We start from the raw sequence: 24899 nt of genomic DNA, 5'->3' as shown, positions 1-24899 counted from the left end.
AGGTGGTTCTTCAGCATCGTCTCCCTCACCTTCTGATGGTGGTGTCTCAGCCTCATCTTCGTCGCCTTCTGATGGTGATTCTTCATCTTCCATAGCAACAAAATCCACAATTACATTGATATCCTGGAATTCTCCTGAATAAAAGCCTTCATTAGTTATTCTAGTTGTCACACCAGAAGTAACGGAAACAGATTCATAAAAATAAATATCAGAATCAATATTGCCCATGGATTGTCTTATGAATTCATCGACTGTAACTTCAGCTTGAGTAGATCCAATATAAACTATTACTCCATCTGTATCTGTGATTGTTATATCTTTTAATGTGTTATCTGCATGAACGTCATCATATAAAGGATGATCTGGTATAAAAACTTGCTCATCAAACGGGTATTTGATGTCAGAATCATTTGACAAATAAATCTCATAACTATTAGTAGTTCTTGTCTGTGTTACACCATTAATTGTCGAACTGTTTATAGTTCTGCCTACAAATGTTTGATTTTCAACAATATATTCAGTACCATAATTCTCATTTATACTCTTTAAAAGGTTACTCAACCTGTTATCAAATGTTGAACCCACAAAGCTGAGATTTCTTATTTCATTCCCACTTTCACTATCAATTAGAGTAATTTCATTTAAATAGTTTGGTGAAAGATCATCTTCAATTACAGGGTCTTCTTGGTTTGTATCTTCAGAGTCATCTTCTTCTACTGGCTCATCAGTTTCTTCTTCATCTTCAGAATCTTCATCTTCTACTGGTTCGTCAGTTTCTTCCTCATCTTCAGAGTCTTCTTCATCGTCATCACCTTCAACTGGCTCTTCTGGTTCTGGTTCTGGCTCTGGTTCTGGCTCAACTGGCTCTTCTGGTTCTGGCTCAACTGGCTCTTCTGGTTCTGGCTCAACTGGCTCTTCTGGTTCTGGCTCTGGCTCTGGTTCAGGCTCATCCCCACCCTCTTCTACATCAGGGTCTTCCGGTTCTGGTTCAGGCTCTACTACCTCGTCATCACCTGGGTCTTCAACTTCTGGTCCCTCAGGTGCAGACGGTGGGATATCTACACCCAACTGATAGAGTTTTTCATTTGAGAAAATTTCATACTTCCTATGAATCAAGTCCGCTGGAATTACCCTTTCACCCTCTCTTTCATTAATTGCATAACCTTCCTCGTTTACATCATAATAATATTCATATACACCGTCAGCAACGTATACATAAGAATTTGGTGTTTGCAACGCATTGTTTAGTACGTTTTCATAATGATTTACTTCCTCTGCAGTATATAGAAGATTTCCAAACTCATCATATGCGGCATTTGGGTCCCAATCTCCATAATCTACCTCAAAATCTTCCTCTTCCAAATCGCCATCCTCAACTTCTTGATTTCCATCTTCCCAATCATCAGTTGCATTTGCATAACCATCAGTATTAAAAGTATTCGGTGCTTCATTCTCCGGGTATGGCACTACAGAATCTTCTTCTTCGGATAACTCTTCATCAATTACAATACCTGATTCGTCACCCCACCCGTTACTATTCTCATTAACCTGGACCTCATGATTTTCCTCTGTCTCTTTATCAATTTCCATCTCTGATGCTTGTGAGCCGTCCGTAAAATATGCAGTGGCAGAAAGTGTCAAAACACTTGCAAGTGAAAATTTCAACAGTTTTTTTCGGTTCATTTTATCCTCCAAAATTATGTAGTCATATTTTTCAGAATACAATTATATTCTATATATACTATAATAATATAGATGGAATATAATTGCACTATTAACAGTAATTTATTACCAAAAGTGTTAAAGCTTTATCTTGGATTCCATTTTGGTTTAGAAATCTATGTAAATCTTTATCTCGGAACCACTCACCATCTGATTTTTGCGCCTTTTTTCAAATAAGACTTCAGGATTTAATCCAGCGCTGCCTGCTTGTTCGAAAATTCTTGTAACTGCTTCACGGGTAAGGTCCTCATATCGATTTTCAGGAGGCTAAATTCCACTTTCGATATAATTCAGAAGGCCATCCAAGATCTTCTCTTTCGTGAATTCTTTCATTTGGTCCTCATACTCTTTCATGCCGAGGTTTTTTGGACGGAAATCCTCTGTATTTTTATATGCCTCTCTTATGTAATAACTGGCTGTAATAATCTCACTTCTGGAATTCCTGTAATTCAACCGTCCTGCATTTTCTATCCAATAATCCTTATCTTCTCTGCGTCTCTGCCTCATCTTTTCTTTTACAATCAATACTTTTTCCAGATCTTTTCTTTTTGACTCGTAATAATCTTCCAAAGTGTCATGATAATCCAACCCAATCATTTGCTGCATCGCCTTCAACAGATTGAATGCTTTTTGGGGTTCTAAAAACGCTTTGTTGTAGCATCTCTTCATCCACTCACGCCCGGGTATTTCCTCATCCAGATACCACTCTTCAATCATAGGTTTCAAACATGCTTCGTACCCGGGAGTGCCATAATCACCAGAAGTTTCTTTGGCAATCAGTACGCGCAGAATGGTATGCTCCGCCAGATCGCAATAGACCAACCTGTCTTTTCTTTGATACTCGAATGGAATATTATAATGCTTTACAAAGTTTTGATCAGACACTTTCAGCCATTTATTTTCATCAATATGATGACAATATAACCCTTCGTCTGTACGGGAGAATTTCCCCTTTGTGATGTTTTTTATTTCTCCATATACGCCTTAGAATCGTCCATTAATGACTCCCTTTTGATTGCATTTTAGAAACACACCGACAGAGAGGACGAGTATATTGGAGTCTTGCGTCAGGTCGAAGCTGGGATATTTATCCTTAAAACAAGTTGAGATAAGTGAATATGCCCCATAACATCAGGATTATGAATAATATCAGAAATATGACATCCCTGATTCTCCAGTTTTTACTATAGAACATGAGCTTGGCTGCCCAGTAGATCGTCCCTTTGGTTGTTATTGAGAATACTATCGCAAAGCTCGTCATTCTGTCCGTTTCGAACATTTCTATGACGACTATGAAAATAACAAGTATGACTCCTAGTATTTGCTTGATTACCGGGTATCGGGTCTAGTCAAAAATGATGTGCCTGAAGCGCTCTTCCTTCTCCAAAGCTCCTCCTCCTTGAATCTTTTATTCTTCGAGTCTCTTTATTTCAATATCGAGATTGAAGTATTTTCTTAAAAATCCCCTGTAGTTGCCGCTCGTCACTTCCCGCTTCTCTTTTTCATCGGCCTTCGTGATGGTAAGGTTCTCGGACATGGCTACACGCGTGGTAATATGGGTGTAGATCATGCGTGATCACTCCTAGGCTTTTCTTTGGTCGGAAAACTCATTTTGAGTGTCCCACATGTGATCTTTTTTAGGTGTCTAGCTTAACATTACAGTGGACGCATTTTAAAAATAAAGAAGAATTATACATGTATTGTATTAAACCTAAATTTCAAGTTCAAGTTAGCCACGTGTCCGATCCCCGGTATGGGGGGATTGTGAATGGATGAAGGAGGGTTGACTCTCCCCCGAGGGGGAGAGAGAATTTTTGCACTTTCTAGACGACCGCCTTCATCTCTGCCATCAATGCGTCCTGTGGCGTTTGGTAATTGAGCTGCTTCCGCGGATATGTGTTCATCCACTTTTGTATGCGTAAGGTTTGCTGCTGACTCACTTGACTGATGGGCTGACTTTTCGGTATGAACCGTCGAATCAATTTGTGCTGGTTTTCACTGGTGCCGCGTTCATAAGCGGCATAAGGATGACTGAAATACATTTGGTTGGTGTCTTTCAGATCCGTTTCCAGAGTGCTGAACTCCGAGCCGTTATCCGAGGTGATGGTTTTGAACAGGGTGCCCATGTCTGTGCCGGTGCGCTCGGCCAGGGATCGAACGGCTTTTGAAATCGATGCGGCATCCTTCCGCTCGACTTTAATGAGGCATTCAAACCGTGTCTTACGCTCCACCAGGGTCAGGAGGACGGCGTCATCTGCCCCTTTGATGCCCAGCACCGTATCAATTCCCCAGTGGCCAAATTCTGCCCGGTCTTCAATATGTTTTGGCCGGTCTTCAATGGACGTGCCCAGCTTGCGCTTGTTTTCTTGACCATGCCGGCCGGTCTTTCTGGGGGCACTGCTGACTTTCTCCAGCAGATCGATATTCTTCGTCCGCATGATACCGATATGGATCCAGTGATAAAGCGTGGTCGTACATGGCAGTTGGGCTGTCGCATACGGAAACTGGGTTTTCAAATAACCGATGACCGTGTCGGGCGACCATCCGTCTTCAAGCATCTTTGTATCCGCCCATGCCATGACGTCGGGGATATTGACCCATTTCGGCATGCGGCCGCAATTCACCCGGTTTTCTTCGTACTGCCGCTGACCGGCATCCGGGAAATAGACCGTATGGGTATAGCGATAGGTTTTCCCGTTTTGCGTCTGTGCCTTCACTTGTGACACCGATCCGCGATTCAGTTCATTTTTGACTGTTTGACGGTGACAACCGATGGCCCGGGCAATGGCACGGTTCGAATCCCCTTTTTGATGTAATGTTTTGATTTGTATCCGTTCATCGCGGGTCAGGTGTTTGCCCTTTTGGCGTGGCATGTTATCATTGATTTGCGTCATGTGATTTCATTCCTTTATTGAGAAGTTTCGCTAACTTCAATATAACATGAAATTCACATGGCGTTTTTTATGCCATGGGTGGCTAAGTTCATTATAAAATCCACCATTTATTTACATATATTGTATCACAAAGAATTAATATAAAATGCAACTTATTTCACTAGCGTTGCATAAATTCTGTCCGAATATTAATAATACTCAAAATGTTGTGTTTTCTCATTTTCAACAAATAAAAAATCCTTTATAATAGATGCGTCCGGTGATTACCCGTCCAAATCCAATATAAAGGACCAACATATGGACAAGAATACACCAAAAACATCATTTGAGCAATGGTTTTCACCGCTCAACATGGAATTACTTGATTTCCAGGTGAAAACATTGAATTTAGATTATTATTCAAAGAAACTGACAACAGACGCATTTTTAAAACTGTTACTGTTTGCGCAACTGAAAGAAATTGAAAGTCTCCATGCCCTGAGCGATGCACTGTTTGATGATCAGCTTCAAAAAGCGGTGAATCTGGAGTCGATCAGCATCGCCCAGTTATCTCGTCGATTGAATGCGCTGGATCCGACGGTCTTTCAGAAGATATTTTTGGATCTGGTTGCCCGGATCCATTTAAAAACGCAACATACGCAACCGGCCATGCCCTTAAAAATCATCGATTCCAGTACATTGCCGCTCAACCTGACCCATCATCAGTGGGCTGAATTCCGTAAAACCAAAGCTGGGGTCAAGCTGCATCTCCGGCTGGTGTTTATGGAAAAAGGTGTCTCCTATCCGGAAAAGGCGGTCATAACGCCGGCCAAAACGCATGACCGGGGACAGCTTGAAGTCATGGTCGATGATAAAGCATGCATGTATGTGTTCGACCGCGGCTACCTGGACTACGAGCGCTTTGACCGGATGACCGATGATGGTTTCTTCTTTCTCTCCCGACTGCGTAAAAACGCCAAGGTCCGGGTATTGGAAGATTTTAAACTGACAGATGAGTCAGCCGTGCAATCCGACCAGATGGTGCTCATCGGCACACCGCAAAACCGGGCAGAGAATGCTTTCCGCTTACTGAAAGTCGAAGACTCGAAAGGCAATCTGCTGCACTTGATTACGAACCGCTTTGACTTGAGTGCTGAAGAGATTTCAGAGATGTATAAATCCCGCTGGGCCATCGAGTTATTTTTCAAATGGATCAAGCAGCATCTGCGCATCAAAAAATTTTACGGTCAAAGCGAATGGGCCATTCACAATCAGGTGTTCATTGCATTGATTGTGTTTTGCCTGCATGTCCTCATACAAATCGAGACGAACAGCCGGCGGAAGACCTTACAGATCAGTCGATACTTACGCGCCGCGTTATGGAAACCGGCCCGCATCTGGCTCCGGAAAATCAGAGGCAGGGCGGATCCCTGACCCGCAAACAGACAATGTCACTCAAGCATAATTGTAAATAATTAACAAATGGATGGTGTCACCTTTATTCGGGTATTTACTTTTTTGTCACTTTTAAGAAAAGTTGAATGTCAGAAAATTGCGACACTATTTATGCAACGCTAGTGAACTTATTTTAATAAATAATTGTTTCTCATACGAGCCGTGCAAATCACTGTTTGGTATAATAGATATAAGACTGAATTTTCATTAAGTTAAAGGGGATGGATTGAATGAGTGGACTTGGAGGATTGAACAAATCACCGAATGGTGTTGTGATTGGACTGGTGCAGCTCCAACTGCCCATCACAGAAACTAAAGAGAATTTGAAGAAACAGACTGAGAAAGTATGTAAGATGGTCAGGAAAGCTAGACGTTTTGCGGCGCCGATAGATCTGGTGGTTTTTCCCGAGTATATGCTTCACGGTCTTTCAATGAGCATGGATGACGAAATCATGTGTGATGTCGATGGACCTGAAGTCGAGGCGTTCAAGGAAGTATGTAAAGAGAATGATATTTGGGGGTGCTTCTCGATAATGGAACGCAACCCGGATGGCAACCCTTATAATACTGGGTTGATCATAGACAATAAAGGTGAAATTAAACTGAATTACCGCAAACTGCATCCGTGGGTGCCTGTCGAGCCTTGGGAACCCGGCGACAAAGGACTTCCGGTATGTGAGGGACCGAACGGCAGTACACTGGGTCTTGCGATTTGTCATGACGGCATGTTCCCGGAAGTCAGTCGCGAACTTGCCTACAAAGGTGCAGATATCATTTTACGGACGGCAGGTTACACTGCACCGATACGTCATTCGTGGAATATCACCAACCAGGCAAATGCTTTCTGCAACCTGGCCTACACCGCTTCTGTTGCCATGTGCGGAACAGACGACACAAATGATTCCATGGGCGCAGGCACCATCGTCAATTTTGACGGCGTACCATTGGTTGAAGGCAGCAACAGACCGGATGAAATTATCACAGGCGAAGTCAGACCCGACCTCGTTCACGAAGCCAGAACACACTGGGCGGTTGAAAATAATATTTATCAACTTGGACACCGTGGTTATGTTGCAGTTGAAGGCGGCATAAACGATGCGCCTTATACCTATATGCAGGATCTTCAAGAAGGGGAATATAAGTTGTCGTGGGAAGATGAGATCGTTCATAAAGATGGGCAAGCATACGGGTTTGAGAAACCGGGGAAGAAATAGCGAACATTATAATGAGCCTGCTGAGCTTTGAGCTCAACAGGCTCTCTCTAGTACTCTAATATTGAAAGTTTCAATAATTTATAAGTTTGACTTCTAGTTTTTCTCTTTTGCTTCTGTGCCTTCACTTGAGCCACCGACCCACGATCCAGTTCATTTTTCACTGTTTGGCGGTCACAACCGATGGCCTCGGCAATGGCACGGTTCAAATCCCCTTTTTCTTTTAAAACTTTGATTTGTATCCGTTCATCACGGATCAGGTGTTTGCCCTTTTGACGAGGCATGTTATCATTAATTTGCGTCATGTGATTTCATTCCTTTATTGAGTGTTGTGCTAACTTCAATATAACATGAAATTCACATGGCGTTTTTTATGCCTTCGATGCCCAGGTTCATTATAAAAACCAACAATATAATACAGTATCAAATAGAGTAACATTTATGAAGCAATGAACCCCAATCTCAGACTCAAGATTGGGGTTCGTTAATTAATAATTTTATCTATGCTTACCAAATTTGTCAGCTTCTATTAAAAAGACAACCTTATATTAATTCTCTCGCCTTCAATTTAACATTGAATTCTTGTATTGCTCCGGGTTCAAGATATTCTGATATTCTGTAAAGGTGTCTCGCTGATTCTTTTGAACTGAAATGATAACCAATTGTTGCTTCTTCTCCATCCACTTCAAATTTTAAAATGCTATATGTCTCTTCATACTTGGTTTTTTCTTCCCCATCAGGTAATAAAGGAAAGTGAATAATATGAGTTAATTTTTTCATTTCTTGGAAATTTTTTAGTTTTAAAATATGTTCTTTTTCAGTAATTAAACTATCAAGTATCTTTTTAAAAGCATTTTTAGGTGGAGAGTCTTTAATTCTTTCACCATTGATTGTGAAGTGGAACGGTTTAGTTTCAAGTTTATATTGACCACTTTTCTCAGCAAATTCCTTTAAATCAACATCTATAATTTCATCACTATATATTTTCTCTTCCTTTTTATTTGCATTTTGAGTACCACTTGTTAATTCTGACTGTTTTAGGATTTCAACAAAAATATCTAAGTCTTCACCTGATAGATGTTTTGAGTCCCCCTGATCAGAGTACTTATTTTTAATGGATACTAGTAAGTCTCGGAGCAATGATAGAAATGTTACATATCTATCAAAGTTCCCTTCTATATCTTCATCAAATAATTTTAGATGACTATATTTTTCCATTAGTTCTTTCAAGTCTTTCATGAATTTCTCTTCTTTTTTCTCACTTTGTTCTATTAACTCTAAAATTTTCTCGTCTTTAGAATTTAGTATTGTCACATATAGAGGTTGATGAGATAATTGCATGCAAATTATTGCAATTAAAATAGATTGATCTTCCGCTTTAAAACTTGGCGAGTCAGATAATTTTACGTTTACTTTATTATTTAAATAATAATTATTAATCAACCTCTTTAATGCTCGTGGATTACTACCTAGACTGTTACGGATTAAGTTCTCCAATTCTTTAGGAGTATACGACGATTTGTAAACTTCCCCCAAATTTTCTTTCAAAAACTCATTATATTTATATGTTTCAACTGGTACTTTAAAAGGCACCTGAATCATCTTATCCAGGAAGCTTCTTGTTTTTTCAATCGAGGTGTTCTTGGAGTCCTTAATACCTTCTTCAATCACACGGTTATCTACTGCAAGAACAAAAACACATCCTTCTATATCGAGGAACAACTTTATTACTTCTAAAAGTTCTACAGCAATGCGAGGGTTCAACCGATCCAAATCATCTATGAAAATTACTAAACGTGGTTCTTTAGAATTTCCTTTATACTTATCCAAATGTTGTTTAACTATAGAGTTTATAGATGTTTTTAAACTCTCAATTGCTTGTGCTGGATCCATTATTACTTCATTATCATCACGCTTTCGTTCTGGAACACTTAGACCATACCTAGATAATAGTACGTTCATTCCGAATGCTGAAACTGATTTAAGTGCCATTCTGGCTTTCTTTATTAAATCATCATTATCTAAATCATGAGATAACTTTTGGACCATATAACTAAGGAATGATATGCCTAGGTTATCTTGTAAATGAAATTGCGTATACTGCCAAGTATTAAAGTTAACCGTTATCACAGGAGTCTCTGATGTAGCATTGCTTCTATCTATCTCATCTCCCATCCTTTCCATATCTATCCCTAGTTCTTTAACAGGTTTAAGCTCTTTATTAATAAGATTCATAAAAGATGTTTTACCAGTCCCCCACCCGCCTTGTAGAGCGATTGTAATTGGAGTTTCGCATTCTGTAATAAAATCACTTAAAGCCTCTATGTATGGTGTAACACCAAATTTATCTAGTTTCCTATTGCTTATCGGTAAATCATGAACTCCAATATGTGTATTTTTTTCCTTTGCCATAAAAAGTCCCCTTTCTATCTCTAACCATTATGATATTTTACTATTCATAATATTATGTAATATTTCTATGGATAATTCAAGTTTTATTTCCAATATTAGGATATTATAAATATATTCTGATTCATTCTAATGAATGCTAGTAATATATATCATTTTTAACCGTATATTGTAAGTTGGGGGTTTTGACTTAACAAAACAACACACTGTATGGATATCACTCACTCTCTACTGCAAGCAACTTAATCCCTATAGCTAATTTCTTCAACCTTAATTTCCAGAATATTCTTTGTTTTTTGTATTCGCTTTCATATATAATAAGTTTAGACTATTAGAAGAGGTGAATGACATGGCAAACATCAACAAAGACCGCATGAAGATTTACGTTCTCGATAATGGTACGCTCAGAATGGACAAGAACCTCATGATTGCTAACTCCAATCAAGCCACTATCGACCATCCCAATGCACCGAATGAGTTAATCGAGTTTCCGATCTATACTGTGTTCATCGATCACCCTGAAGCAAAGATACTTTTCGACACTGCCTGTAATCCTGAAGGGATGGCGGGCGAAGACCACGATGGCCGCTGGGGGCCGAATACTCAGAAGGCTTTCCCCTACTCTGCCACTGAAGAATGCTACTTACCGAACAGACTTGAACAAATCGGCGTCGATCCAAAAGAAGTCGATTATGTTGTTGCCTCCCACCTGCATCTTGACCACGCAGGTTGTCTCGAGTATTTCACTAATGCAGTCGTTATCGTAAATGATGATGAATTGAACGGCACAATGCAGACTTATGCAAGAAATCAGAAGGAAGGTGCTTATATCTGGGCGGATATTGATGCCTGGATTAAGAATGACCTGACATGGAAAACTATCAAACCCTATGAAGATAATCTTGAAATCGTTGAAGGTATCAAAGTTCTGAACTTCGGCAGCGGACATGCCTGGGGTATGATCGGTCTGGAGATTGAAACTGAAGAGCTGGGTACTCTGATTCTTGCCTCCGATGCCATCTATACAAAGGACAGCATGGAGCCTTCTTTGAAACCGCCTGGTATCATTTATGACTCCATCGGCTGGGCACGCTCTGTCGAGAAAATCCAGAAGCTGGCCAAAGAAAAAAATGCAGAAATCTGGTTTGGTCATGACGGCGAACAGTTTGAAGGGTTCAGAAAATCTACTGAAGGTTATTATGAATAAAATTCAGTATCCAATAGGAGGTTACTATGGAGATTAAAGCTGCTGTACTACATGAAATGGGCTTACCGGCACCATACGCTGAAAGTAAGCCTTTGAAGATAGAGACGCTTGAGCTGGATGATCCAAAGAGTAATGAAGTAATGATCAAAGTCGGTGCAGTCGGACTGTGTCACTCAGATTTATCGGTAATAAACGGCTCAAGGCCAAGACCGACACCGATGGCACTTGGACATGAAGCGGCCGGCGAGATTGTTAAAGTCGGAGACAACGTTAAAGACCTTGAAGTCGGTGATCATGTCGTCTGTGCTTTCGTTCCAAGCTGCGGTCACTGTATCCCCTGCCGTGAAGGCAGGCCGGCACTTTGTGAAAAAGGGGCGGAGTCCAATGAAAAAGGAGAACTGCTGGATGGCGGTAAGAGATTACATGGTGACGGTGAAGATGTCCACCATCACGTCGGTGTATCAGGCTTTGCGACGCATACAGTCGTTTCAGCCAACTCTGTGATAAAAGTGGATAAAGATATTCCCTTCGAAAAAGTTGCGATTTTTGGCTGTGCGGTGATTACCGGCATCGGCGCCATCATCAATACTGCCCAGGTCAAACCGGGGAGTACAGTCGCAGTCGTTGGACTTGGCGGTATCGGTCTGAACGCAATTATCGGTGCACAGCTTGCCGGGGCAAGTAAGATCATTGCCCTGGATATCAATCCGAATAAGTTTGAATTAGCTAAAAAGCTGGGAGCTACGCATACATTCGATTCATCTGATGAAAAATCTGTAGATGAACTGAAAGAACTGACAAATGGCGGTGTAAATTACGCCTTTGAAACAGCAGGTGTCGTTCCTGCGATGGAAGTTGCATATAAAATAACAAGACGCGGTGGAATGACAGTGACAACCGGTCTACCTGATCCAAAACACAACTTCTCATTCCCACAGGTGACTTTGACAGCCGAAGAAAGAACAGTGAAAGGATCTTATGTAGGCAGCTGTGTTCCCACCAGAGATATACCAAGGTTCATTGAACTTTATAAGCAAGGTAGATTACCTGTTGATACGTTGTTATCAGATACATTATCGCTAGAAAATATCAATGAAGGGTTCGATAGGTTGGAGAAAGGTGATGTGGCAAGGTTGGTAGTGAAAATAGACTAATGAAACTTTTTAATATCATCTAAATTTTAATTATGTTATTTTGAATTTTATAAAACTTCATATCTTTTTCATAAAATAAATAGAGAGATACTGAAAATTAAATTAGCATCTCTCTATTTATTTTTGTCCCCAATTTATTTAAAATTTTCACTACTTGACTCAAGATAGTTTAACGTCTTTACAAGTGCATTTGTAACAATTTCCGCTGCTACTGGAAGTCTTTCTTGATTAAATGTCATTTCAGGATGATGTAATCCTGGAGTCACCCCACTTCCAATTCCTAACATTGTGGTTTTAAGTTTTGGTTTCATAAAAGTATACAAATGGAAGTCTTCTCCCCCAGGAGTCACTATTTCTGAAGCACAATTTACTTCTCCTGTTACGTCTATAATAGCTTGTTCCATTATTTTTTTAGCTGTATCATCAACTCGTGCGGCGGCGATGTGAGAGTCAACCTTATAATCAATGGACGCGCCAAATGTAGTACTCACCGAAGAAACAACACTCTCAAAACTATCTGTCAGCTTTTCCATCATCTCATTCGTTTGAGCTCGTGCGTCTATTGTGAATGTTGCACTACTAGGAATAATATTTGCTGAAGATCCACCGGCTTGTATTTTTGTCATCTTTATTGAAACAGAGTCTGATGGCCTAAACCACAAACGTTTAAGTCCATCAATCAATGCGGCAGCCACCTCAATACCATTAATCCCTTCTTCTGGACGCGCACCATGAGCTTCTATACCTTCAATCTTTCCTGAAAAAAACTTTGTCCCCCCATGATGTAGTGCCGGGGAGTACTTCCCATCGTCCAACTCTATTAATGGTCGTACATGAGTCCCATATAAATATTTCAGATCATCAACAACACCAAGTTCCACAAGTTTCTTGGCCCCTTCCAGTTTTTCCTCGGCTGGTTGAAAGATGATACGTACGGATCCAGATAGCTCATCTTCTATTTCTTTTAATAATAAGACAACACCGAGAGCAACAGTCATATGGCCATCATGACCACAGGAATGATTTGCCTGGAATTCCCCATCCACCTGTTGCCAAAGTGCATCTATATCAGTTCTGAAACCGACTTCTGGAATACCTTTTCCTATATCAACATATAAGCCGGTTATATCATCAAAAGCTACAGGTTCCAATCCCTCTTGCTTTAAAAAATCCATTAAATATTTTGTTGTTTCTACCTCCTTCCAACTAATTTCAGGATTTGCATGGAGGTGCTCAAAAATAGGCTGCAATCGTGTAGCCAATTGTTGCTCTGTCATATAATCACCTTTCTTAAAATTATTTCACTCTCTTTATAGTACAAACTCTAGTTTAATTTTTTCCTATCATCATTGCTAAACAAAATCTAAAATGGACCATAATCTGTAATTATTGCAAAACTTACTGCTAATATACCTATAACTACCCATATTAAAAATAATGGTAATACAAATCTCAACCATTTTACCCACTGTATTTTACCTATAGCTAAAACAGCCATGAGTACTCCTGAAGTAGGTGTTATAATATTGGAAAATCCATCCCCCAATTTAAATGCTAGTACACCCGTTTGTCTTGTAATCCCTAGAATATCCACCAAAGGAACCATCAAAGGCATTACTATTGATGCTTGGCCACTACCTGATGTAACAACTAAATTGAATAATAGATTAAATAGAAACAATAAGATTCCGCCGATAAATAATGATGTAGATTCCATCGGAGCTACTGCTGCATTTACGATGGTGTCTATAATCATCCCGTCTTGCAAAATAACAATAACTGCTCTTGCTATACCAACGACCAAAGCACCATAAGTAAGGGCTTTAGCACCTTCCATAAAAATATTGATAAATTGATTCGGTGTGATTTTATCTATGACAGCAACTACTATACCCATCATAATAAATATTGCGGATAGTTCGTTTATACTCCAGTCATAAGTGAAAGCTCCAAATACAAATAGTATGATGAATAATAAAAATGTCAGTAGTATAAGTATATGCTTACCTGTTAATTTCGTTTCTATATTATCTACATCTTCTTTTATATCATCTACAAATAAGTTATTTCCCATTAAAGATTTTGAAGGGTCATTTTTAACTTTTTTGGCATAATAATTAATATAAATAATAGTGACAGCCATTAGAATGAAAAAGAGAACTATTCTAAGGTAGATACCAGAGAATAAAGGTAGCTCGGCAATTGTTTGAGCTAAACCAAGTATTGTCGGATCTATAACCCCTGCAATCATACCAGCATAGTAACCTAAATATATTGTGGCTACCCCTGTGATAGCATCTAAATTAAGAGATCGAGCTAAGGCTATTCCTATCGGGATAAAAGCAATTACTGCGTTTGGAACAACCCCTAAAGTAGCCATCAGACCAAAAATTCCTGCGACAGCGGTTATCAATAACATATATCGACCTTTTGTTTTGTCAATTAATTTATTGATGCTGTTATCAATAGCTCCTGTTGATTCAATTAATGCTACGACTCCACCAATTATAAAAATCAAAAATATAATGTTTGCTGATTCTACCATTCCAACTGGCACTGAACTAAATAAATCCATTAGATTGGCAGGGTTTGACTCAGTAGCTGTATAACTATTAGGAACTGCTTGTGTAATACCATCAACAGTTTCTCTCTCATATTCACCTGCTGGGATTATGTAAGTTGCAACTGTCGCCAATAGAACTATACCGAAAATAATAATAAATGCGTCCGGCATAGTAAATATCTTTTTGAAACCTCTTCTATTTTCTTTATTTTCCACGCTGCATACCCCTTTTTTCATATATTAGTTGATTAAATGAATTTCCTTGAGATAAACAATCATAATTTTAAAACCAAATTAGTTAACAATGCTGTACGTTGAGGGAGATGCTCTATAACTATATGTTCATGTCTAGCATGAGGGCCTTCACCGACAGCACCTAGTCCATCCAAAGTAGGTACACCTACAGCAGCGGTAAAGTTTCCATCACTCACTCCCCCTACTGACGCACCAGTTATATTAATATCTAGCTCTTCACCACATTCTTTAGCTTTTTCAAATAGCGTCTTAGATTCATCATTGTACTCCATTGGTGGACGATTAATTTCCCCTGAAACTTCAACTGTAGTTTTTTCTAAGATAGGTTCTAGCTTCAATATTTCTTGTTCGACTCTGATTGCTTCTTCCTGAGTACTGAAGCGAACATCAACTTCCGCAGTAGCTTCATCACAAATAATATTACTTCTAGTACCTCCATTAAAGATACCTACATTTATACTTGTTCCCTTATCAAAATCAGCTAGTGTTTCCAAATACCTTATTTGATGAGCAATTTCATGTATAGCACTAGCGTTAGGGTCAGGATCATTGCCAGCGTGGGAGGCAATACCATGTGCTTTTATGTTATAAGTAGCTGCGCCCTTTCTAGCAATTTTTAATGAATTTGTTTTTGCTTCTGGTGGCTCTAACACTAAAACAACCGAAGATTTTTTCGCTTCCGATTCAATTAATTCTCTTGATGTCGGACTAAGTAACTCTTCATCAGATGTAAATAAGAAAGCAACTTTTTTATTCAGTGTATAATCTAAATCTTTTAATGTCTTCAGTGCCCATATACCTTGAATTATTCCACCTTTCATATCAAAAGTTCCTGGTCCATAAAGCTTTCCTTCTTCAGTATGAGTTTTCAATTCACCCTTCTCCCACACTGTATCGTAATGAACGAGAAATAGTATTTGCTCCTCACCATTTCCATATTCAAACTTCAAATGATTACCAACATTGTCGTTTGGATATTCCATAAATTCATCTATCCCCAATCTCTCTGAAACCAGCCTTTTCAAAAATCCGCCAGCTTCATCGACTAAGTTTTTATCAAGTGACGGGGATTCATGATTAACTAAATCTTTTAAATCTGAAAGTATTTCTTTTTGATGTTTATTTGTATACTCTAATATCTTCATTATCTGACCTCCTCTATTCTATATAGTGGATCAATCGTAATTACAGTTTTTCTTCCTTTTCCAATATATGATAAAAAGCTTTCAAATGAATCATTCATTGGGCATTGTCGATTGGATACAATTGATTTTGTAAATCGATTGTATACATAAACTTTACTATTTACAAGATTATATACTGATTTTTCTAAATTTTATAATTACTTATCCTAGCAGATTTTATATCATAGATATTGAGAAGACTGAGCCGTATAATCAGCATTTTATAATACATACCCTAATAACTGATAAAAGATAATCGAACCCTCTACTCTCGAAAAAGAAATGTGAAGGGTTCGTGAAAATTTAACTTTTATTTTTTAACCATTTTGTAGGTGTAAAGTCATCCGGTTTGATTTTGGCTTTGATCCACATCAACAGATAATATGAGAAGAATGCGGCAAATAAGGATTGAACTGCAGGCAAACCCCAATTATTTACATATTGAGTATAATAACCAATAGCAATACCAATTATTGCTGCAATTGTAGCTACATAGTTCCATTTATCAATGCTTTCCCATTTTTGATTTCTAAGGAAAAAGAAATCTGCAAATAAAATACCGGCTATCGCAGGATAAACAAGTGCAGTTAAGTATAAAAAGTCTTCAAAATAGTCAAGAATTCCTGCTAAAGCTACACCAATAGCTATTAAAGTTCCTAATAATGTGAGTATTTGTCTTCCTCTATCAGTATTAACATTCAAAAGATTTGAAAAAGCTAATCCCATACTATAGTTATTAACTAACTGACTGGTCCACGTAGCTAACCATAGAATTAGAAAGCCCCAAACTGGAAAGCCTAGATTCAACATAACATTCACAATATCTGCATCTCCGACGCCTACAGACATTATAGCTCCGACCATAAATAAAGGAATCCCGATACCAACAATGCCTATTGGAATTAAGATGCTATCTTTCCATGTCGGTTTAGCATATCTTGTGTAATCTGACGCAATCACCCATTGAGAAACATTTGCTCCGATTATTAAACTGATAGCTGTTACTACAGTCATAGTTGGTTCTGGACTCCACTCCAATAATTGAGTCCAACCAGTGTCTCTCAAAGCGAAATAAATTCCACCAACTACTAATAATAATCCCGCTGGAACAGCAAGATAGTCAGTCCATTTCATGGAGTTATACCCTATTATTGACGGTATAGCGAAAACCAAACCTGCTATCGTTGTAATTATCGCCCAAATTATCCACTGCTCTTCGTAATTAATACCAAACATTGCTGAGATTGCATTCCCTGCTACAGCTGTTTGTAAAGCCCACCAACCGAGAGATGCTAAGAAGATTGTTCCTCCAGCTATAATTCTGGCCTGAACATTACCAAAACTATTTTTCGCTATGACAGAAGATGGCCTGCCTGTCTTAGCTCCTATATGACCTTGGATCGCGTTCCCGGTCCATTGAAAAACAATCATTGCAAATAATACTATCCAGAATATTTGAGTTAGACCAAATGCACCAGCAAGCGTAGCACCAACCATAAGAACTGGTATAGTGAATTCTAACCCTCCAAAAATCACCGCTGGCGTTGTCCAATGTTGTCTTTTATGCATTGGTACACTTTCTAATGGATTGTCACTTCCCATACCTTTTGCCTCTTTATTTTTGCTCATACCCCTTACCTCCTTATATAAGGAGACTAACGATTGTACATTTTTCTTCATTAAGGTTTTTAGATATATGAGGCACACCTTTACGAATCAATGTATAATCTCCAGTCTTCACATGATAGATTTCATTTTCAATTTCCACCTCTAAACTTCCTTCTATAACCATGGATAGCTCATCATGATCATGGATACTGTAACCTTCTTCTGGAACTTTTGCTTTTCCTTCAATCTCAACATAATTAAAAGTTCCATCAATCTTTTTTTCTTTGAATATTTCATCAAACATTGGAACCATGATAATTGGTGCCGTAGTTGGAGCATCATAAATTGTTTTTATTTCCAATTTTATTCATCCTCATTGAAAGTTATAGTCTCTCTTGGCCTGTTCAGTAGTAATGTAACCATTTTTAATATCCGATTCCACTGCCTCTCTTGATCTCTCAAGTGGATTTCCGTATCCGCCACCCGTTGCAGTTCTCAGGACTACCCTGTCTCCTTTAGACAGTTTATATTGATTGTATTTGCCAAACGGCCCATCAATCTCACCATTTACCTTTTCGATATAAAATTCATTGTTTGAACCTTCATTTCCGCCTGCAGCACCCCATACATTAGTTTTGTGACGTCCAAAACTCGCAGTAAAAAATTGTCCATCAGTCAAAGCTCTGTAAGTCCTGATAACCCCAGGGCCACCTCGATACTTACCGGCTCCAGCACCATCTGTCCTCATAGAGTATTCGTCCACCATAACTCCATAGGCTGTCTCAGCAACTTCAACAGGAACATTAAAAGTCTCGCCGTCGAGTACACAGAACTGTCCAGTATCACCATCTCTTTCATTTGCAGCTCCCCATCCACCTACGGAAGGTTCTACGATGAGAAAATCTCCATCTTTATCAGGATGCTTTCCACCCATGATGACAGTGCAGACCGACATCAGATGGCCTGCTGTTAGTTTATTCGGCAATTCAGGTGCCAATGATTTCCATATCATTTCATTACCGTATAACATTGATTCCCAATACATCGAGACTGGTGCAGGTCTTTCAGCTGAAAAAACCGATTTGTCATCTGTAATAATTTTAAGTGGTCTAAATGCCCCATCATTAATATCTTGATCTGAGTTAGTAATTGCTAAAAATATTGTTCTAACAGAGGATACCAGTCCTGTAAATGAGCTGTTAATCGGGCCTTGAACTTGAGGAGAGGAACCTCTGTAATCACAGATGAATTCATCATCTGTAATAGTCAGTTTCAGTTTTACTTTGATACTATCCTCAGTAATACCATCATCGTCAATCATATCTTCAATTTCAAACGTACCTTTTGGCAGTTTGGAAATTTCTTTCCGTGCAAGTTTCTCGCCCTGGTCCAAAAACCTGGCCATGCTTTCCAAAATTGACTCCTTGGAATATTTTCCACAGAGCTCTTTTATACGTTTATCTCCAGTTCTTAGTGAAGCTACTTGTGCCCAAAGATCTCCGATGGACATTTCAGGAAATCTGATATTGGATTCTATGAGCTCCATAAGAGGTTGATTTATCTCACCTTTATCAAACAATCTGAGACATTTGAACTGCAATCCTTCTTGGTAAATATCTGTTGAGTTCGTCGCCATTGAGCCGGTATCTTTACCACCTACGTCTGTCCAATGTGCTTTATTCGCAACAAAAGCAATTAAATCGCCATCGTGAAAAATAGGCATCACTACACCAACATCAGGTAGATGAGAGCCTCCACCCTGGTGAGGGTCATTAATAAGAAAAATATCTCCTTCATGAATATCATCACCATACTTATTGATGGTTTCTTTAACCATGAATGACAGCATGCCTATAAATCCGGTAACGCCATTTCCCTGGGTAACAAGTTCCCCTTTACTGTTTGTCATTCCACAAGCATAGTCCAAAACCTCATATATGATAGGACTCATTGAAGTTTTTGCAAGAGCGATAAACATTTCTTCACCAGTGGAAATCATAGAGTCTTTAATCACTTCATAAGTAAACGGATCCGTATTATAATTCATTATTAACGCCTCCAATTTCAATGATCATATTTCCATATTTATCCTTCATCAGTACATCACCGTTGTTAATTACGGTAGATGAAGATTTCTCTTCTACTAGTGCAGGTCCTTCTACTTTGTCTCCAACAGTCAAATAATCTTTGGCATAAACATCCACTTCAATCCATCCCTCTTCTTCGAAAAACACTGAACGTCTGCCAAGATGCTTATCACCTTCTCCGACCTTTTCTTCTGAAATTTTTGGTTTGTCTATTTTACCTAAAACTTTGACTTTGATATTAACGATTTCTGTACCATTTTCAGGCAGTGTATATGTGTACAGCCTTTCATGACTGTCATGGAAGCTTTGTACAATCTCTTTGATATTTTCTACATCAAGCTTTTCAAATGGTACTGGAACCTCCACCGTATGTTCCTGTCCCAGATATCTCATATCTATACTTTTCGTAACGATGATATCTTTCTCATTCATGCCCTCACTTTCAAGTGTTTTTTCTGCATTTTTGATAATCTCATCGTACTTGTCATTTATATGATTTAAATCCGCTTCATTTGTCACTGACAGCATAGTTTGTGAATAATCGTGCCTCAGGTCCGACATCAGCATGCCCCATGATGCAAAGACAGAAGCCGTGGAAGGAATTATGACTTTTTGAACTCCCAGTTCTCTTGCCAGAGCTTGTGAATGCATTGGTCCGCCGCCTCCGATTGCGACCATAGTAAAGTCTCTAGGATCATAACCCTTTCTTACTGAAACCAGTTTCAAAGCATTTAGCATATTCGAGTTGGCTATTTTGATAATGCCCATCGCTAGATCATCTGTTTCCTGATTAAGATATTCACCCAATTTCGTTTTGAACTTAGATTTTATTGAATCCAAAGTTGTACTGGTATCAAAATTTTCCAATGAAAGTCTGCCCAGCAGTACATTTGCATCTGTCGTCGTTGGGTTATCTCCACCTTTACCATAAGAAATCGGACCTGGTTCGGCACCTGCAGATTTTGGTCCTACTTTTATGGAACCGCTGTCATCAATCCAAGCAATAGATCCACCGCCGTTACCTATTTCCACAATATCAACTACTGGTACTTTCAATGGATATCCGGCATACTGATTTGTCTGTTCTAGGCTGTAATCAGTTGAGATTTTCACGTTGTTATTCTCTACCAGTGAGCATTTTGCTGTAGTACCGCCTATATCAAGTACAATCAAATTTTCTTCCCCTAAAATTTCACCAAGCATGGAAGCGCCGAAAATACCTGCAACAGGTCCTGACTCCACCATATTGATCGGTGATAATCTGGCGACATCGAATGTACTCGTCCCACCATTTGACTGCATCACATAATTACGGTCATTGGAACCTTTTTCATTCAACTTGCTTTCCAGATTATTCAAATAGTCATTTGCAATGGGTTTAACGTAAGCATTCAAAGTCGCTGTCGTTGTTCTCTCGTATTCTCTCCATTCTTTGCTTAATTCACTTGATGTAGTTATATGGACGTCCTTCCACCGATTTTTAATATGTTCCGCTATACGTTCTTCATGTTCACTGTTTTTATAACTGTGGAGTAAAGAAATAGCGATAGCTTCTACACCTTCAGATTTGAAATAATCAATGATCTCATCCACTTCTCCGAGATTCAGTTCGTTTTCGACTTCTCCTTTGTAATTCAATCTTTCAGAAACCTCTTTTCTTAAATGACGTTCAACAATAGGGGCAGGTTTCTTATATTTGACGTTGAAAAGATCTGGTCTGTTACCTCTGGCTATTTCCACGACATCCCTGAAACCCTTTGTTGTAATTAATCCTGTTTTCACGCCCTTTTTTTCTGTCAAAGCATTGATTACTACAGTCGTTCCGTGGAAGAACATCTCAATATCTTTAAAATCGATATTGGATTTCTCAATAACATTGAAAATCCCTTTTTCAAAACTGGATGGTGTTGTATCTGATTTCCCTACAATTATTTCTCCATTTTCATCTACTGCCACAAGGTCTGTAAAAGTACCACCTATATCCGTAGCAACTCTCATTTTCATCTCTCCTTAGAATAATTTTGGCGTTAATACACATAAAATTTTGGCTGTCTCATCTGACTCGTTGATATAGTGATGTTTTATATTAGATGGATAATGTATGACCTCCCCTTTACTGACTACATATCTTTTGCCATTGACATAAAATACAAGTTCCCCTTCCAGTAAGTAATACATTTCTTCACCTTCATGGCTAGAAGACTCACTTGCGTTATTCGGGTGAACTTTAATAATATAGCTATCAAGTTTTCTGTTCTTAAATTCACTTGAAGCTCTGAAAAATTCCTGATCAGAACGTTCAATTTTAAATGGTTCCATCTTTTCTGGTGACGTTTTAAAATCTTCGGTATACTGTGGTGTGAAAAATGATGTGATATGAATCCCGAGAGCATCCGCAATTTTATTTAAGGAAGTGATTGCGAGATTGGATTCTCCGCGTTCAACCTGGGAAAGAAAACTCACAGACAACCCAGTTTCTGCGCTGAGTTCTTTAAGTGTTTTGTTATTTTCTTTCCTAAACAGTTTTATTTTCTCGGATACTTCTTTCATTGGTTCATCCTACCATCTCCTAAAATTCTAGTTATACTGTAATTTTTTATAATATATCATAATAAAATTAGATAATAAAGAATTTTAAGACAATTCTATTAATTAATTAGTGTATATTGTTACTAGATAGATGGATTTGATAAAAAGTTAAATGATAGTTTTGATAGATTCGAGAAAGAAGTGAACAAGACTAGCGGTAAAGATAGAATAAATATTATTTTCCAATAAATTCTTCAATAATTGAACTTTTGATAACTACTTTAAGATTGGGAACAGCGTAAGTTGAACGACATAAGTACTATTTTTGACGGTACTCATCAGACTCCCAAATATAAGGAGAGGGGTATAAAGTTTTTAAGTGTTGAGAATATAAAAGATCTGGATTCTAATAAATATATCTCAGAAGAAGATTTTACTAAAGAATTTAAAAATTATCCTAGGCATGGGGATGTTCTTATGACAAGAATTGGTGACGTTGGTACGACTAATGTTGTAAAAACTAATGAATTATTGGCTTATTACGTTAGTCTCGCATTAATAAAACCAAATTGTTCTGATGGGACATTTCTAAAATACTTAATTGAATCTTCTCCAGTGCAAAATGAATTGTGGCGAAGAACATTGCATATAGCATTTCCAAGAAAAATTAATAAAAATGAAATTGGAAAAGTCAATATAGCAATACCTAATTTACAGGAACAAATCTCAATCGCGAAACTTCTAAAAAAAGTAGATGATATAGTCGCTCTTCATCAGCGAAAAATTAACATATTATTAAAAGCAAAACAAAACTTTATGATATATTTGTTTCCTTTAAGAGAAAATTTATTCCCAAAATTAAGATTAAGTGGGTTCCATTTAGCATGGGAACAGTGTAAACTAAATGAAATTTTAAAAGTAAACAATGGTAAAGACTACAAACATCTATCGAACGGTGATATCGCTGTGTACGGGACTGGCGGTTACATGTTGTCTGTGGATGATAAATTATCTGATGTAGATGGAATTGGCATCGGTCGTAAAGGAACTATTGATAAGCCTCAATTTTTAAAGGCTCCATTTTGGACAGTAGATACTCTTTTTTACCTTACATCAATGCCTAATTATCATATATTATTTCTCTTTTATTTAGCACAAAATATTAAATGGAAAAAATTTGACGAGTCTACCGGTGTACCTAGTCTTTCTAAAAAAACGATTGAGAGTATCCCTACAGTTGTACCTAGTTTAGAAGAACAGGAAGCTCTTGGTTTGACGTTTAAAAAAATTGACGAGTTCATCGAACTTCGTCAACGTAAGTTAAAATTATTATTTAAACTTAAAGAAACCTACTTAAGAAAAATATTTATCTAGAGAGAAATGATTTCTCTCTAGATTTTTTATGACAAAGTTGATAAATGCCTAATTATCTTATCGTTATCCTGATTGTCTAATTCCTTGATGATGTGTAAGTATGTTTCTTGTGTCGTAATCATGCTGGAATGTCCAAGTCTGCGTGCCACACTGGCAATTGATACTCCTGCAAATAATAAAAGTGATGCATGAGTATGGCGAAGACCATGTATAGAAATGATAGGTATGTCTGCTTTAATACACAAAGCTCTGAGCCTGTTATTCACACTAGAATTATAAATCCTACCTTTCACGAATATAGGTTTCTTTGGGTCTAAATTTTTGATCATTTGTGAGTATTGCATTGCTACTTGCCAATCCATTATTACTTTTCGTTTTGAAGATTCATTTTTTGTTTCCTGCATGCCACCTTTTGATGATTTATAATTCCATGTTTTCTCGACTGAAATACTCTGTTTAGAGAAGTCAAAATCATTCGGTGTTAATGCAAGTGCTTCAGAAAATCTTACTCCTGTTTTAGCAACTAGTAATATAAACCAGTCCCAGTTAATTTCCTCTGTTAAGTCTAAATTCTTCAGTAGAGCCTGCAACTCAAATTGATTTAAAAACTTTATTTTTTTAGGTCTCGGCGCTCTACCTTTAATAATTACTTTACGTGTGGGATTCTTATCAATAATACCTTCATCCACTGCATCTAATATTGCCCCTTTTAACTGGTGATGAAAATCCATAGTGGTTTGCTTCTCGTGTGTAAAGGCATAGTCGTTTAATATTTGTTGATAACTTTGTCGATCCAAATCATACATCCTGAGATTAGGTGCTAGTAACTCTAACTTTTGCAAAGTCATATAATACTTATTCAGAGTCACATCTCGTACAGCACCGACCTTGTATAATTTGACCCAATTCTCGAAATACCTGAAAAACAATTGATTTTCCTTCTTTTTTGCTGACATAAAAATCCTCCTAAAATTAATATTGATTAAAATGAAATCAACTTTTACATTTTAGAAGATTAGTATAATTTATAGAAATAATTTTTGAAGATATACTCTCTTTAATTTTACTATTTCATTAATTTTTTTTTGACGAAGATCGAGACATTTATTTAACGATATTAAAAATTCCGCAATTTTATTTTGTTCGGATGAAGAAGGGATATTTATGTATTGTTTTTTTACGATAGCAGAATTTAAATTGACCTGGCTGCCTGGTTGTCCATACCGCTGCCATTTGGGTCTAAAGTATTCTAGCCACTCAAAAACAAA

At 38.0% G+C, this 24899-nt stretch carries 22 protein-coding genes and 1 pseudogene; 6 read left to right on the top strand and 17 right to left on the bottom strand.

The window, feature by feature from the left end; all coding sequences use genetic code 11:
- The 5 genes from BO48_RS15490 to BO48_RS15470 form a co-directional block, all read right to left on the bottom strand.
- Window positions 1-1683 (bottom strand): hypothetical protein (locus tag BO48_RS15490; protein ID WP_496368844.1); only part of this gene is annotated, 1683 nt, incomplete at its 3' end.
- 306 nt (window positions 1684-1989) lie between these two features.
- Window positions 1990-2682, bottom strand: a complete 693-nt coding sequence (locus BO48_RS15485) for an SAV1803-related protein (protein WP_496368848.1) — start codon at window positions 2680-2682, stop codon at window positions 1990-1992.
- Window positions 2683-2815: 133 nt separating this feature from the next.
- Window positions 2816-3001, bottom strand: coding sequence for a hypothetical protein (locus BO48_RS15480; RefSeq protein WP_496368842.1), 186 nt, complete (start codon window positions 2999-3001; stop codon window positions 2816-2818).
- A gap of 129 nt (window positions 3002-3130) precedes the next feature.
- A complete protein-coding gene (locus BO48_RS15475) occupies window positions 3131-3292 on the bottom strand; it encodes a hypothetical protein (protein WP_496368840.1) in 162 nt (53 codons plus the stop codon).
- A gap of 253 nt (window positions 3293-3545) precedes the next feature.
- Entirely contained in the window at window positions 3546-4616 is a 1071-nt protein-coding gene (locus BO48_RS15470; RefSeq protein WP_496368838.1) for an IS30 family transposase, read from the bottom strand.
- Between the two features lie 297 nt (window positions 4617-4913).
- Here BO48_RS15470 and BO48_RS15465 point away from each other — a divergent pair, with 297 nt between their 5' ends.
- Window positions 4914-6029, top strand: a complete 1116-nt coding sequence (locus BO48_RS15465) for an IS4 family transposase (RefSeq protein WP_496368836.1) — start codon at window positions 4914-4916, stop codon at window positions 6027-6029.
- A gap of 251 nt (window positions 6030-6280) precedes the next feature.
- Window positions 6281-7264, top strand: a complete 984-nt coding sequence (locus BO48_RS15460) for a formamidase (RefSeq protein ID WP_496368834.1) — start codon at window positions 6281-6283, stop codon at window positions 7262-7264.
- Between the two features lie 47 nt (window positions 7265-7311).
- Here the strand turns inward: BO48_RS15460 and BO48_RS15455 are convergent, their stop codons facing one another.
- Both BO48_RS15455 and BO48_RS15450 read right to left on the bottom strand, forming a co-directional pair.
- Window positions 7312-7545 carry a helix-turn-helix domain-containing protein gene (locus tag BO48_RS15455; protein ID WP_496368832.1) on the bottom strand — a complete coding sequence of 78 codons (234 nt, stop codon included), beginning with the start codon at window positions 7543-7545 and terminating at the stop codon, window positions 7312-7314.
- Between the two features lie 259 nt (window positions 7546-7804).
- Entirely contained in the window at window positions 7805-9673 is a 1869-nt protein-coding gene (locus BO48_RS15450; RefSeq protein ID WP_496368830.1) for a KAP family P-loop NTPase fold protein, read from the bottom strand.
- A gap of 346 nt (window positions 9674-10019) precedes the next feature.
- Between BO48_RS15450 and ahlS the strand changes: the two genes are divergently transcribed.
- Window positions 10020-10877, top strand: a complete 858-nt coding sequence (ahlS, locus tag BO48_RS15445) for an AhlS family quorum-quenching N-acyl homoserine lactonase (protein WP_496368828.1) — start codon at window positions 10020-10022, stop codon at window positions 10875-10877.
- Window positions 10878-10903: 26 nt separating this feature from the next.
- Window positions 10904-12031, top strand: coding sequence for a zinc-dependent alcohol dehydrogenase family protein (locus BO48_RS15440; protein ID WP_496368826.1), 1128 nt, complete (start codon window positions 10904-10906; stop codon window positions 12029-12031).
- 134 nt (window positions 12032-12165) lie between these two features.
- On the opposite strand, the gene BO48_RS15435 is transcribed toward BO48_RS15440, so the two are convergent.
- The 8 genes from BO48_RS15435 to BO48_RS15400 all read right to left on the bottom strand — a co-directional run bounded on the left by BO48_RS15435 (window position 12166) and on the right by BO48_RS15400 (window position 22278).
- Window positions 12166-13308, bottom strand: a complete 1143-nt coding sequence (locus BO48_RS15435) for an amidohydrolase (RefSeq protein ID WP_496368824.1) — start codon at window positions 13306-13308, stop codon at window positions 12166-12168.
- A gap of 86 nt (window positions 13309-13394) precedes the next feature.
- The gene (locus BO48_RS15430) at window positions 13395-14810 is read right to left on the bottom strand and encodes a YfcC family protein (protein ID WP_496368822.1); all 1416 of its coding nucleotides are present in this window, start codon (window positions 14808-14810) and stop codon (window positions 13395-13397) included.
- Window positions 14811-14869: 59 nt separating this feature from the next.
- Window positions 14870-15994: a M20 family metallopeptidase gene (locus tag BO48_RS15425; RefSeq protein ID WP_496368820.1), complete on the bottom strand. Its 1125-nt coding sequence runs from the start codon at window positions 15992-15994 to the stop codon at window positions 14870-14872.
- 342 nt (window positions 15995-16336) lie between these two features.
- Window positions 16337-17662 (bottom strand): purine-cytosine permease family protein, encoded by a 1326-nt coding sequence (locus tag BO48_RS15420; protein ID WP_496368818.1) that lies wholly within the window; start codon window positions 17660-17662, stop codon window positions 16337-16339.
- A 13-nt stretch (window positions 17663-17675) separates the two neighbouring features.
- Complete coding sequence (locus tag BO48_RS15415) at window positions 17676-18002, bottom strand: cupin domain-containing protein (RefSeq protein ID WP_496368816.1); 327 nt, start codon at window positions 18000-18002, stop codon at window positions 17676-17678.
- A gap of 12 nt (window positions 18003-18014) precedes the next feature.
- On the bottom strand, window positions 18015-19688 hold the full coding sequence (locus BO48_RS15410; RefSeq protein WP_496368814.1) for a hydantoinase B/oxoprolinase family protein: 1674 nt from the start codon (window positions 19686-19688) through the stop codon (window positions 18015-18017).
- The gene (locus BO48_RS15405; protein WP_496368812.1) at window positions 19678-21726 is read right to left on the bottom strand and encodes a hydantoinase/oxoprolinase family protein; all 2049 of its coding nucleotides are present in this window, start codon (window positions 21724-21726) and stop codon (window positions 19678-19680) included. The genes BO48_RS15410 and BO48_RS15405 overlap by 11 nt, the downstream gene beginning before the upstream one ends.
- 12 nt (window positions 21727-21738) lie before the next feature.
- Window positions 21739-22278, bottom strand: a complete 540-nt coding sequence (locus BO48_RS15400; protein WP_496368810.1) for a helix-turn-helix domain-containing protein — start codon at window positions 22276-22278, stop codon at window positions 21739-21741.
- A gap of 276 nt (window positions 22279-22554) precedes the next feature.
- Here BO48_RS15400 and BO48_RS15395 point away from each other — a divergent pair.
- Both BO48_RS15395 and BO48_RS15390 read left to right on the top strand, forming a co-directional pair.
- A pseudogene (locus BO48_RS15395) lies at window positions 22555-23034 on the top strand (restriction endonuclease subunit S); the annotation flags it as partial.
- Between the two features lie 39 nt (window positions 23035-23073).
- Entirely contained in the window at window positions 23074-23631 is a 558-nt protein-coding gene (locus tag BO48_RS15390; RefSeq protein ID WP_496368846.1) for a restriction endonuclease subunit S, read from the top strand.
- 26 nt (window positions 23632-23657) lie between these two features.
- Here the strand turns inward: BO48_RS15390 and BO48_RS15385 are convergent, their stop codons facing one another.
- Window positions 23658-24587, bottom strand: a complete 930-nt coding sequence (locus tag BO48_RS15385) for a site-specific integrase (protein WP_496368808.1) — start codon at window positions 24585-24587, stop codon at window positions 23658-23660.
- A gap of 69 nt (window positions 24588-24656) precedes the next feature.
- A partial coding sequence (locus BO48_RS15380; RefSeq protein ID WP_496368806.1) for a restriction endonuclease subunit S occupies window positions 24657-24899 on the bottom strand: 243 nt, incomplete at its 5' end.

The organism is Lacicoccus kunmingensis DSM 17847, from assembly GCF_059568765.1.
Note: the sequence above shows the minus strand (reverse complement) of the source record. Positions and strands in the feature narration are given on the sequence as shown.